General features: G+C 59.5%; 9 protein-coding genes. 2 read left to right on the plus strand and 7 right to left on the minus strand.

The features are described 5' to 3' along the window. Positions 1-54: 54 nt before the first annotated feature. From FJ958_RS24895 to FJ958_RS24910, 4 genes are all read right to left on the minus strand, one after another. Positions 55-2,130 carry a response regulator gene (locus FJ958_RS24895; protein WP_140746530.1) on the minus strand — a complete coding sequence of 692 codons (2,076 nt, stop codon included), beginning with the start codon at positions 2,128-2,130 and terminating at the stop codon, positions 55-57. Positions 2,131-2,140: 10 nt separating this feature from the next. Further along, entirely contained in the window at positions 2,141-7,852 is a 5,712-nt protein-coding gene (locus tag FJ958_RS24900; protein WP_140746614.1) for a HAMP domain-containing protein, read from the minus strand. Between the two features lie 242 nt (positions 7,853-8,094). After that, positions 8,095-8,547, minus strand: coding sequence for a nuclear transport factor 2 family protein (locus FJ958_RS24905; protein ID WP_140746533.1), 453 nt, complete (start codon positions 8,545-8,547; stop codon positions 8,095-8,097). Positions 8,548-8,709: 162 nt separating this feature from the next. Further along, a complete protein-coding gene (locus FJ958_RS24910; RefSeq protein ID WP_140746536.1) occupies positions 8,710-8,916 on the minus strand; it encodes a DUF680 domain-containing protein in 207 nt (68 codons plus the stop codon). Positions 8,917-9,055: 139 nt separating this feature from the next. Here FJ958_RS24910 and FJ958_RS24915 point away from each other — a divergent pair, with 139 nt between their 5' ends. Together FJ958_RS24915 and FJ958_RS24920 are read left to right on the plus strand one after the other, a co-directional pair. Further along, the gene (locus tag FJ958_RS24915; protein ID WP_140746538.1) at positions 9,056-9,970 is read left to right on the plus strand and encodes a LysR family transcriptional regulator; all 915 of its coding nucleotides are present in this window, start codon (positions 9,056-9,058) and stop codon (positions 9,968-9,970) included. Positions 9,971-10,297: 327 nt separating this feature from the next. After that, complete coding sequence (locus FJ958_RS24920) at positions 10,298-10,723, plus strand: Fur family transcriptional regulator (RefSeq protein ID WP_140746541.1); 426 nt, start codon at positions 10,298-10,300, stop codon at positions 10,721-10,723. Between the two features lie 158 nt (positions 10,724-10,881). Here the strand turns inward: FJ958_RS24920 and FJ958_RS24925 are convergent, their stop codons facing one another. From FJ958_RS24925 to FJ958_RS24935, 3 genes are read right to left on the minus strand one after another with little or no spacing between them, the layout of a single operon-like run. Beyond that, positions 10,882-11,757 carry an alpha/beta fold hydrolase gene (locus FJ958_RS24925; protein WP_140746543.1) on the minus strand — a complete coding sequence of 292 codons (876 nt, stop codon included), beginning with the start codon at positions 11,755-11,757 and terminating at the stop codon, positions 10,882-10,884. A gap of 4 nt (positions 11,758-11,761) precedes the next feature. Continuing rightward, positions 11,762-12,091 (minus strand): nitrate reductase, encoded by a 330-nt coding sequence (locus tag FJ958_RS24930; protein WP_181176509.1) that lies wholly within the window; start codon positions 12,089-12,091, stop codon positions 11,762-11,764. A 31-nt stretch (positions 12,092-12,122) separates the two neighbouring features. Continuing rightward, complete coding sequence (locus FJ958_RS24935; RefSeq protein WP_140746546.1) at positions 12,123-13,085, minus strand: GTP-binding protein; 963 nt, start codon at positions 13,083-13,085, stop codon at positions 12,123-12,125. Positions 13,086-13,129 lie beyond the last annotated feature (44 nt).

Here is a 13,129-nt window from a genome sequence, read left to right on the forward strand (position 1 = left end):
CATCCCGAGGCCGCGTTATGACGCGCTCACCTCCTCCGCGGGGCCGTTCCGCGGCTAGGCCGTTTTGATTGCTTTAGGCTCCACATTTGCGATCGCCAAAAAAATGGTTTCAAGCAAATCCTTGTCGTGGAAGGGTTTGCCGAGCAAGGGCACGTCCGCCGGTCGATCGGCGATCTGGCTAGCATCGGCATAGCCGGTTATAATAACCGCGGGCCAATCGGAGCGCAGAGTGCGTGCGAAGCGGATAACGTCCACGCCCGATACGAGTGGCATGGCAAAGTCGGTAACGATGACGTCGAAATCATTAGGAGCGCGCTCGATCAACGCCAACGCCTCGGGCCCCCCTGCAGCGCAGGTCACATCAAAACCATGCTGACGAAGAGACTCAGCTGTCAGCTGCCGCAACGCGTTGCTATCATCGATCAGAATGATCGATGGACGCCTCGCGTCGGCGTTTAGGCGCATATACCCGACGTCGGTCTCGGCAGTAGGATTGCCTGGCTCCGCGACCGAGCGTGGCAGCCAGAGTTGCATGCTCGTTCCACGATCAACGACGCTCTCTATGCGAAGCGCACCGCCGGATTGCCTCATAAAGCCATAGACCGTACTGAGGCCCAGACCGGTCCCTTTCCCGACCGGCTTTGTCGTGAAGAAAGGTTCAATGACCTTGGCGAGAATATCAGGAGCTATGCCAGAACCTGTGTCCTTGACCGTCACAACGACATAGTCACCCGCCGGAACATCTGCCGAAGACGTCCTAAGCGAACGGTTGTGCGCTTGCACGGTTATCGTACCACCAGAGGGCATGGCATCACGCGCATTGAAAACCAGATTCATCAAAGCTAGCTCGAGCTGTCCGGCATCGACATGCACCGGCCACACCGTTTCGTCGATTTGCCAGTCAAATCGGATTAACGCTCCCAAAACAGGTGCGACCAACCCGTTCATGCTGTCGCCCAGCACTGCCAGGCGCACCGCTTCCGGCTTTAGGGTCTGCCGTCGGGAGAAAGCCAGCATTCGCGTGACCAGGTCAGCTCCTTGTTTCGCGGAACGCCGCATCAAGTCGAGAACCTGCCGTGCTTGACCGTCCAATGTCGCGCGGCGTTCGAGCAACCCCAATCCACTGAGAATTGCAGCCAGCAGATTATTAAAGTCATGCGCCAGGCCACCCGTCAGTTTGCCGATCGCGTCGAGACGTTGTGATTGTAGCAGTTGATCCTCGAGGCCACGCTGATCGGTAACGTCGAGCAGCGTACCGAGGATTTCGGACTCGCGGCCGTCAGCGCCGTTCGACATGACGCCTTGATCAAGAAAGATGCGATATTCGCCGTTGGCGCACTTCCAGCGGAATTCGCACGTATACGAGCCGGCCGTTTTGGCCGCCAGAAGTGCCTGCTCGAGCCGTGCCAAGTCGTCGGGATGGACCCGCTTGAGCCCGAATCCTGGATCGGAAGTCAGATCCGCAGGCGAAAAGCCGGTCAAACGCTCGACACCTTTGGTGACAAAGCGCGTCGCAAAGGGCGGTTCGGCTGTCCGCGCGTGAAAGCAAACCGGCAGCGAACTCAATATGGCATCCTGCCGTTCCTCCGCGCTGCGGAGAGCCCGTTCCGCCTGAAGCTTTTCCTTCTGCGCCTGCAGCGCCTGCGCCAGCAGTCCCTGCTCAATCCCCGCCTTCCGCTGGATTTCGATCGTCTTTTCGTGAAGCTCGACAAAAACCGCGACCTTCGAACGCAGCATGGTCGGATCAAATGGCTTGAACACGTAATCCACCGCGCCGGCATCATAGCCGCGCAGCATATGGGCGTCCTCCTTGTTGATCGCGGTGAGGAAGATGATTGGCGTGTGTTTGGACTGTTCGCGCTGTCGGATAAGCGCGGCTGTTTCATATCCATCCAGCCCTGGCATGAGGACATCGAGCAGGATAACGGCGAAGTCTTCCCTCAGCAGAAAACGTAGGGCCTCTTCACCCGATTGGGCGCAGATGACGTCGCCGGTGGTCGCGAGCACTTCGCTGATCGCCAGCAGATTGCGCTCATCGTCATCCACGGCAAGGATACGTGCCCGTGCCGGTCCTTCCGGCAGCTGAACGACCCCAGGTTTCCTTGCTCTGCTTCTTTGCAATTTTTGCATCGAATAGCCGTCAGTTCGCTGCCACGAGCATTTTTTCCGGGATGTCACCGCGTGACCGGGAACGCCCAATCCAGACACGAAGCAGCGCCAGCAAGAGATCGAGATCGACTGGCTTGGCGATGTAGTCGGAAGCCCCCGCGTCCAGGCATTTTTGCCGATCACCCTTCATCGCTTTGGCCGTAACCGAAATCAGCGGAATGTGAGCTATCGAGGATGTGGTGCGGATTTGCCGCATCGTCTCGTAGCCGTCCATTTCCGGCATCATGATATCGATCAACGCTGCATCGACGTCAGGCGTCTGTTCCAGCAGCGCTATGCCGTCGCGGCCTCGTTCAGCGTGCAGAACTTGGATGCCATAGGTCTCCAGAACGCTGGTGAGGGAATAAATGTTGCGAATATCGTCGTCGACGATCAGAACCTTCGCACCGGTGAGATCGGACCTGGCGTCCTGTTCTGTTTCGATCGTGCTTTCTTCGCGGCCTTCTCCCGGAAGGGTGGCTGAAATATGCAGCGCCAACTGGGCGAAATTCTCGGCGCGCGGCGCATTCGCAAAAGCCGGATTCAGCGACAGGACCGGGTCAAGCGCATCGGGATGGGGGGCAAAGAACAAAAGTTTCGGCAAGGCTTCGCCGAATTGGCCGGCGACCTCGTCTAGTGCCTGCGCATTGTCTTTGGCCGAGCGTCCGAACCCGAGCACGACGGCATCATACGAGGCGATCCCGATGTCGTCCGCATTTGCCGCGATCCGACCAACCGCGGTGACGGAGGTGACGCCGTCGCGGATCGCTTCGACCAGCGATAGCCGGCGATCCGGATCGGGGTCGGCGACCAGAACGCGGCGTTGGATGCGCAGCTTTCTGGAATGAATGTCCTGAAACACCTGCATCAGTTCATCCGATGATACGGGCTTAGTGGAAATGCTGGAGGCGCCCTTGCGCGCGAGGCTATTAATATCTCCCGCGCCTGAGATAACGTGGACGGGAATTGCCCTCGTCTTCTGATCATGGCGTAACAGATCAAAAAGCACCCAGCCGTCGATATCCGAAAGCCCGAGATCAAGCGTAATGGCATCGGGAACCAGCTTGCGCGCCAATGCCAAAGTGCCGGAACCCGCGTTTGACAAGACGCCTTTCAACCCGGCCGAACGCGCGAGGCCAAGCAACAAGCCTCCAAAGGTCGGGTCGTCCTCAACGATCAGAACGACCCGATCGGTGGGCGAGATAGAATCGCGGTCATCAATTAACTCGGCCGAAGGTGGACTGTTCGGGGATGCTGGCGTTGCGACTTCGTCCGTCACAGGAAGCAAGGCCGATTGCACTGTCGCCATTCTGGGGCCGTCGAACGGGATAACCAGCGTGAATGTCGATCCTTTGCCCGGCGTGCTTTCGACGCGCAATTCGCCGCCAAGCAACCGAGCGATCTCCCGACTGATAGAGAGCCCCAGGCCCGTACCGCCATATTTACGACTGGTGGTGCCGTCGGCTTGCTGAAAGGCTTCGAAAATAAGCTTTTGCTTATCCTCAGGTATGCCAATGCCGGTGTCGGTCACGGCGATCGCGAGAGCCTTTATCGGGTGCGAGGCTCGGTTGCGGCGGCCAGCTTTCTCGACCCGGAAGTTCAAACCGACCTCACCTTCGGAGGTGAATTTGAATGCGTTCGAAAGCAGGTTGAGGACAATCTGCTGCAATCGCTTCTCATCCGTGCGGACAGTATCTGGAAGGGCTGGGTCGACCGTTATGGTAAAGCCAAGTCCCTTGTCGGCCGCCAGCTGACGGAACGTGCGCTCCATATGCTGGCGCAGGTGTGACACCGGCATGTCGTTGATATCGATGGAGACCGTGCCGGATTCGATTTTCGACAGATCGAGGATGTCGTTGATGAGGCTGAGAAGATCGGTTCCGGCGGAATTGATCGTGCGCGCGAACTCTACCTGCTTTTCGTTGAGATTGCCTTGCTGGTTGGTCGCCAGGAGATTTGAAAGAATGAGCAGTGAATTGAGCGGCGTGCGCAGTTCGTGGCTCATATTGGCCAGGAACTCGGACTTGTATTTCGAAGTCAGCGCCAGCTGCTCGGCTTTCTCCTCCAATGCGCGTCGCGCCATCTCGATTTCGAGATTCTTGTTTTCCACCTGCTTCTTTTCGTTTTCGAGCAGCTGTGCCTTTTCCTGCAGCTCCTCGTTCGTGGCATGCAGCTCTTCCTGCTTCTTGGTCAGTTCAGTCTGTCGCGCTTGCAGTTCCGAGGTCAGCAGTTGCGACTGCTTGAGCAAGCCTTCGGTGCGCATTGTCGCGGCTATGGTGTTGAGAACGATGCCGACGGACTCCATCAACTGATTGAGGAACGACTGGTGGGTGTCGCGGAACTCGCCGAACGAGGCAAGTTCGATAACGGCTTTGACCTCATCTTCGAACAAGGCGGGAAGAATGATGACGTTGGCCGGCGAGGCGCTGCCGAGGCCTGATGTGACGCGCAGGAATTCCGGCGGGACATTGTCGAGCATGATTGCGCGCTTGTCGGCAGCACTTTGGCCGACCAGGCCTTCGCGCAGGTCGAGGCGCTGCTTGATCGCCGCCTTGCTTTCAGCACCATAGGATGCCGCCAGCTCGAGATAGGATTCCTCTTCGTCGCGATTGGTAACGTAGAATACCCCATATTGGGCGTTCACCAGCGGCGCGAGTTCGGACATGATGAGCCGCGAGACAGTGGCGAGGTCGCGCTCGCCTTGCAGCATCCGCGAAAACCGGGCGAGATTGGTTTTCAACCAGTCCTGTTCGGCATTCTTCAACGTCTGATCCTTCAGATTGCGGATCATTTCGTTGATATTGTCCTTGAGCGCGGCAACTTCACCCGAAGCTTCGACGCTGATCGAGCGCGTCAGATCGCCCTTGGTGACCGCTGTCGAAACCTCGGCAATGGCACGCACCTGGGTTGTGAGATTGGCGGCGAGCTGATTGACATTGTCGGTCAGGTCGCGCCACAGGCCAGCCGCTCCTGGCACACGCGCCTGTCCGCCGAGCTTGCCTTCGATACCCACCTCGCGGGCGACGTTGGTCACCTGGTCGGCAAAGGTCGCTAGGGTCTCGATCATGCCGTTGATCGTATCGGCCAGGGAGGCGATTTCGCCTTTGGCATCCACCGTCAGCTTGCGTTTGAGATTGCCTTGCGCAACCGCCGTCACCACGTCGGCGATGCCGCGCACCTGATTGGTCAGGTTCGTCGCCATCAGATTGACGTTGTCGGTGAGGTCTTTCCAGGTGCCGGCGACGCCTTCGACACGGGCCTGACCGCCGAGCTTGCCCTCGGTGCCAACCTCGCGCGCCACGCGCGTGACCTCACCGGCGAAGGAGTTGAGCTGGTCCACCATCGTGTTGATGGTTGATTTCAGCTCAAGGATTTCGCCCTTCACGTCGACCGTGATCTTTTTCGACAGATCGCCACGGGCAACAGCGGTCGTCACCTCCGCGATGTTGCGCACCTGTCCGGTCAGGTTCTCGGCCATCGAGTTGACGTTGTCGGTCAGATCTTTCCACGTCCCGGCAACGCCGCGCACCTGCGCCTGCCCACCGAGCTTGCCTTCGGTACCGACCTCGCGCGCGACGCGCGTCACTTCCGAGGCAAAGGAATTGAGCTGGTCCACCATTGTGTTGATCGTGTCCTTCAGCTCCAGAATCTCTCCACGGACATCCACGGTGATCTTCTTCGAGAGGTCACCGAGCGCCACGGCGGTCGTCACCTCGGCGATGTTTCGCACCTGACCCGTCAGGTTGGCGGCCATGGCGTTGACGTTGTCGGTCAGGTCCTTCCAGGTGCCGGCAACGCCGCGCACCTGTGCCTGACCGCCGAGCTTGCCGTCCGAACCGACTTCGCGCGCCACACGCGTCACCTCCGAGGCGAACGAATTCAACTGATCGACCATCGTGTTGATGACATCCTTGATCTGCAGGATCTCGCCCAGGGCATCGACCGTGATTTTCTGCGTCAGGTCGCCCGTCGCGATAGCCGTCGCGACCTTGGACACATCGCGCAATTGGACGGTCAGATTGCCGGCCATTGCGTTGACGTTGTCAGTCAGGTCCTTCCAGGTGCCACCGACGCCCTCGACATGAGCCTGTCCGCCGAGTTTGCCTTCCGATCCCACTTCACGAGCGACGCGTGTCACTTCCGAGGCGAAGGAGTTCAACTGATCGACCATCGTATTGACGGTATCCTTGAGCTCCAGAATCTCCCCTTTGACGTCGACCGTGATCTTCTTGGACAAGTCACCGCGGGCCACGGCCGTCGTAACCTCGGCAATGTTGCGCACCTGCCCGGTCAGATTGGCGGCCATCAAATTGACGTTGTCGGTCAGATCCTTCCACGTGCCGCCAATTCCCCTCACCTCGGCCTGGCCACCGAGCTTGCCTTCGGTGCCGACCTCGCGCGCCACGCGTGTGACCTCGGAGGCAAAGGAGTTCAACTGATCAACCATCGTGTTGATGGTGTCCTTAAGTTCGAGAATTTCGCCTTGCACCGCCACGGTGATTTTTTTGGAGAGGTCGCCGGAAGCAACCGCCGTCGTCACCTCCGCGATATTCCGCACCTGGCCGGTGAGGTTCTCAGCCATCGAATTGACGTTGTCGGTGAGGTCTTTCCACGTGCCGGCGACGCCACGCACCTGTGCCTGGCCGCCAAGCTTGCCTTCAGTGCCAACTTCGCGCGCTACGCGCGTGACCTCGCCCGCGAAGGAGTTGAGCTGGTCGACCATCGTGTTGATCGTCGATTTCAGCTCGAGGATTTCGCCCTTCACGTCGACGGTGATCTTCTTCGAGAGGTCGCCCAGAGCCACGGCGGTCGTCACCTCGGCGATATTGCGCACCTGGCCGGTGAGGTTCTCGGCCATGGAATTCACATTGTCAGTCAGATCCTTCCATGTGCCGCCGACTCCTTCGACGCGTGCCTGGCCGCCGAGCTTACCCTCTGTGCCGACCTCGCGCGCCACGCGCGTCACTTCCGAGGCGAACGAATTGAGCTGGTCAACCATCGTGTTGATGGTGTTCTTCAATTCGAGGATTTCGCCCTTCACATCGACGGTAATCTTCTTCGACAGATCGCCCGACGCGACGGCGGTCGTGACCTCGGCGATGTTGCGCACCTGCCCGGTCAGGTTGGTGGCCATCGCGTTGACGTTGTCGGTCAGATCTTTCCACGTCCCGGCGACGCCTTTCACGCGCGCCTGACCACCCAACTTGCCTTCGGTGCCGACCTCGCGCGCCACGCGCGTCACTTCCGAGGCGAAGGAGGCCAACTGACCGACCATGGTGTTGACGATCTTGCCAATCCGCAGGAACTCCCCACGCAGAGGCCGGCCGTCGATTTCGACCATCATCGTTTGCGACAGGTCGCCCTTGGCGACGGCACCGATGACTCGGGCGACCTCGGCTGTCGGCTGGACCATATCCTCGATCAGATCGTTGACGGACCGGACACTTGATTCCCAACTGCCGGTGGCGTTGCGAACGCGACCGCGCTCACCTATCCGCCCATCCTTGCCGACAACCCTGCTGAGGCGCTCGAACTCACGCGTCACCTGATCGTTGAGGTCAACGATCTCGTTGAAGGTTTCCGCGATTTCGGAATCGACCCCCTTGTACACGTTCTCGATGCGGACGGAAAAATCACCACGGCGGAAGGCTCTTAGAGAATTCAGAATGATTACATGGTCCAGTTCCCTTTTGGATGCCTGCACGGTCACAGCGCCCCTCCGATGCCGATGGATTTGCGTTAGGATAGAAACCCCCGACGGCCGAGCTACATCTCGCCGCAAGCTTGAAAACGTGCCATTTGGATAATGGTTCCATGTCGCGGTACTTCGCCGAGGTCAGTACCCCCAAGGGTTTCGAACGAGAAGGCGTCGTTCTCAAAGAGGAATTTCATGTCGCTGGCTCCAGTACAGGGGAAAGCGTGAGGCGGCTCTGAGGTATCGGCGCGCTACAGTTGAGCGCCGGGAACCTCGGCGACCCCCAGCTGCTGCATGAAAAGCAGGCTGTCGGCATTGGCCCAATATTCAGCCAGAAGACCATCCTTGATACGCAAGGTGTCCGTGCCGGTGAAGGTGATCGTGCGGCCGATCGCATTGGCCGATGCACCTGGGAAACCGCCATGGTAGGTGCCCCGTGCCCGCCAGCGAACAACCAGGAAGTCGCCATCGATGATCGGCCCCTGCTCGATCGTGAAATTGAGGCCGGTGAGGACGGAATTGATGCCGCCGACCCAGGCGTTGAGGGCGGCGCGTCCCTTGATGGTGTCATCGCCGAAGCCGGTCAGCGGCGCGGCGTGGGCGACGAAATCCGGAGCGATGATCTTATCGGTGTAAGATAGATCGCCGTTCCAGAGCAGACGCCAGGATTCGACAAGAGCGGCATGGGATGATGTGTCGGTCATGGGATTCTTTCGAGTTTAAACGGCTTCGTTGGGGATGGTGAGGGGGCGGTCCGTAGCGAGTTTTGCGGACCGTGCGAGACGACAGGCGCATCCTCGGCATTCTGGCGATCCGACCGACAGCAGAGCGACGGATTCCCGTCGCCTGCTGCCAAATGTCGGCTGTCAGTGGCTGCCAAACAGATTACGGTCGCTGCCCTGAACGACGGGCTGCTTGGCCGCGGGCTCCGACTTTTTGATCGAAGCCGTGTACGAATTGTCGATGGTAGCGGCCGGCTGGTTGGCGTTGGCCGAGCCATAGTTGTCGCTGCCGGCGAAGGCGGTGCCTATGGCAACGAGCATGGCGGCTGCGGTAAGCGCGATCTTGGTCATGTTGGATACTCCTGGTTTTCAAGGTTGGTGGTTTCTGGGAGTGGCTGCTGGCCGTCTCCGTTCGCTTGCATCTGCTGTATGAAGCCTTTGAGTTCGAATAGAAATTGACAGAAAATGGCGATCTGATATTCACAAATGAATGACAGAGATCGACTGGAACCTGATCAAGAGTTTTGTCACCGTGGCGGAGACCGGCAGCCTGTCCGCCGCCGCGCGAAAGCTCGCCGCGAGCCAGCCGACGCTTGGCCGCCACATCGCCGAGTTGGAACAAGCGCTGGGCGTGACGCTGTTCCGGCGCGGCCGAAGTGGCTACGCGCTGACTGAGGCCGGCAGCACGCTTTTCGAACGCGGCCGGGCGGTGAGCGAGCAGGCCAGCGCCTTCTCACGGCTGGCGCTGGGGTCCGTCGAGGCCATCGAAGGCAGCGTGCGCATCGCGGCCAGCGAGGTGGTGGCTGCCTACGTTCTGCCGGAGATGACCGCCAGGCTTGCCGTCGAGGAGCCCGGCATCGAGCTCGAAATCGTCGCTTCGAATCAGGTTGAAAATCTCCTGCGCCGGGATGCCGACATCGCCATCCGCATGGTCAAGCCGGCGCAGAACGAGCTGGTGGCGCGCAAGGTCGCGGACATACCGCTGCGCACTTGCGCGGCGATATCCTATCTCGACCGGCGAGGCCGGCCGCGGGAGCTCGGCGATCTGGCCGCCCACGATCTGGTCGGCTTCGACCGCAGCGACGATATGATCCGCGCTTTTGCCCAGTTCGGCATCTCATTGACCCGCAATGCTTTCCGTTTCAGGGCGGACAACCAGATCGTTCTGTGGGAAGCGCTGCGGACTGGAAATGGCATCGGCATCGGTCAGGAGCCGCTGATCCGCCGCGACCCGTTGATGGAAGTGGTGCTGCCGGACCTGCCGCTGCCGGTATTGCCGGTTTGGCTCGCGATGCATCGGGATGTCCGCACCAGCATACGTATCCGCCGGGTGGCGGATTTCCTGCATGAAGAATTGAAGCTTTATTCGGCCGGCGCCGGGTCGGGAGCGAATTCGGCGCGGTGAGCAAGCCCCGCCAGACGGGCCTCACGTCCGCTCCAGTCGCAGTTCGACAGTACCGGCCTTTTCTGATGTATGGTCCGTCGGACAACAGCCGGCCGGCGGTATGGCCCATTCCAGGAGCCTGGCTCTATCGTCCATATACGAGATTTTCGGCCTGGTGCTCGATCTCGCTGCCCTCTGGGCATGTAAACCCGCCCGTTCTTTGCGACCCACCGGACGGACATGCCTCCATCTCCGCAAATTCCAATTCGCGTTATTCCAGTCGACCAGCAGGTGTGTTACTACGTCGATGAATTGTTACGTTATTTCCTAACGAGAATATGAATCGAAATGCCTGATCCACACTCAACAGATCCGGCCTTCAGTGGTCTGACCAAGAACCAGTCGCTGGTCCTGGAGACCATTGCCAAGGCGCGTAGGCCGATCGGCGCTTACGAGATTTTGAGGGAGTTGGCGCCTCGAGGGATCAGATCACCCGTGCAGATCTATCGGGCGGTCAACAGCCTTATTCAATGCGGTATCGTCCACAAGGTCGAGAGCATCAACGCGTTTGTGCGCTGCACCGACGCGCATCCCCATCATGGACAAACAACGATCCTCGCAATTTGTGATGACTGTGGAACTGTTGTTGAACATCACGACGAGACGGTCGATCGCCGGCTTGTGGCCTGGGCCAAACAGGAGGTCCTCCAGGTCAACGCTGTCACTATCGAACTCAAAGTGCGATGCGCCAATTGCAGCGCTTTAGCCCCCTGACGAACACCAAAACCCGGATCTAGTACGGCAACTATTTGGGGTGACCGCCAAGGTCATAGCTGTGGACTCCCATGCGTACCGGCTTTGGCGGAGGCCGATGGCCGAAACCGCAAACACCATACCCCGTGGGCATTGCGAAACCCGTCAATAACCTGGGCTCAGTCGGATTCGAGGAGGAATGGTGCGATCATCTCGCGGGTCAGATCGGGAAACTCCTCATAGAACGAGAGCTTACCGCGCGGCAGTTCGACGGTCAGAACATCGGGGAGCGATGCGAGGCCGGTCATCTCCGCCTTCGACTTGCGTGGAGTTCCGCCACCGTAGGCGACAAGTATCTTCGTCGGGATACGTCGCGCGCTTTCCTGGAAGGCGTCGCGATCGATGAACGGATCAAGTTCCCCGGCGACGAAGCGGAAGGAAGCGTAGCGGGCGCCAGGCGCTTCGGTAACCGCACGTTTTTCGGCCATACGCTCTGGCGTCAGCAAGGTCGGATCGGCATAGACATGGCCGCGCGCCATCATGCCGATCACTGTGCTGTTCACATTGAGCCGATAGATGACAGACCCGATCAGCGGCAGGTCGACAGCCTTGACCAGCCCGCGAAACAGCGCCATGCGCCTGCCGGTCATGGTTGGAAGCGGCCCACGCCAAGTCGGCGACAACAGGCACAGACGACCGAATCCTGCCGGATTTTCGGCGGCCTCCGCCAGCACATAGCCCGCGGCGTGGCCTGCCGCGATGGTGGCGGCCGGCTGAACGACACTCTCCATGACAAAGCGCAGGAATGTACGATAGAGTTCCGGGCGCCAGTCGACCCTAGGGCGAGGCAATGTGCCAAAGCCGGGCCAGTCGATGGCAGTCGTCGCGAAGGATGTACCGAGCCGCTCCTGCAGCGATCGCATCTCGGTACGGGTCGAGATTGAGCTGAGCGCCGGCAGCAGGAGCAGGTTCTTGCCCGCTCCAAAACGGGTCAGGCCGATGGCGACCTTTTTGCCATCGGCGCTCCATTCAATCTGATCCTCGATCCAGTCCATGCCTTCAATGCTGTTTGACGTTCGCCTCTCGGGGTGAACCCTCCGTCTCCTGGCTGGGAAGCCGCCGCTCGATTTGCAACGCGAGTGCAATGTCAGGCTTTCCAATCATTGCCGCTGCCTTGCCGACGCGCAAGGAGCGCATCGGGCGCCCCTCCTCGAATATGCTGATGACGGTCTCCAGATCAGGACAGCCGGATTCGCGGCAGCGAACCTCCGTAACGGTGATTGCGACATCTTCCTTCAGATCAAGCCCATTGCGTATCCATTGTTTGATCCTGTCGGCATTCGACGACGACGGCCCCCGTCTGGGAGCAAAGGGATTGACGAATTTCACCAGCTTCTCAGCCTCTCTTGATCGGCAAAGGTTACGCCCGGCACTCCATGAAGCCGCTTTCGATGATGTCCTTCGGCAGATTGCGACCGATGAAGACAAGACGACTGATCCGTTCCTCGTCGGCCTTCCATGGCCGCTGGTGATCGCCCTCGAGCAGCATATGGACGGCTTGCACCACGAAGCGGTCGTCGTCTTGCTTGAAAGCGAGAATGCCCTTCATGCGCAACATATCCATGCCGAACCGCTGCGTGATCGCCTGGAGCCATGGCAGGAATTTTTTCGGGTCGAGCGCTTCCCTGGTGACCAGAGCGAAGCTGGTAACATGGTCATCGTGCTCATGCTCGTGGAACTCGACGAGGAAATCCGGCTCCACGTCAAGGATCCGGTCGAGGTCGAATGAATTGCGGCCGAGAACCTTGTCGAGATCGACGTCGCAACGCTGCGTGCGGTGGATGGAAACGGTGGGATTGATGCGCCGGATGCGGCTTTCGACCTCCTTCAGTTCCTCGACCGAGACGAGGTCGGTCTTGTTGAGCAGCACCGTGTCGGCGAATGCCAACTGCTCCTGGGCTTCATGCGCTTCATCGATCTCGCCGAGCAGATGCTTGGCGTCGACCACGGTCACGATGGAATCGAGCCTGGTCTTGGAGCGAACGTCCTCGTCAACGAAAAAAGTCTGCGCGACCGGCGCCGGGTCGGCGAGTCCGGTCGTTTCCACCAGGATCGCGTCGAAACGGTCGCGACGGCGCATGAGGCTGTCGATGATACGGATAAGATCGCCGCGTACCGTGCAGCAGATGCAGCCATTGTTCATCTCGAACACTTCTTCGTCGGCGTCGACGATAAGATCGTTGTCGATGCCGACCTCGCCGAACTCGTTGACGATGACAGCATATTTCTTGCCGTGATTTTCGGACAGGATACGGTTCAGAAGCGTGGTTTTGCCCGCGCCGAGATAGCCGGTCAGCACGGTCACGGGAGTCTGGGTCTGCATGGCGGGAACTCCGTTGAAGGACGGTTTTCATCTTGTTATCGGTT

The organism is Mesorhizobium sp. B2-3-5 (assembly GCF_006442395.1).
In the GTDB taxonomy this organism is placed as follows: domain Bacteria; phylum Pseudomonadota; class Alphaproteobacteria; order Rhizobiales; family Rhizobiaceae; genus Mesorhizobium.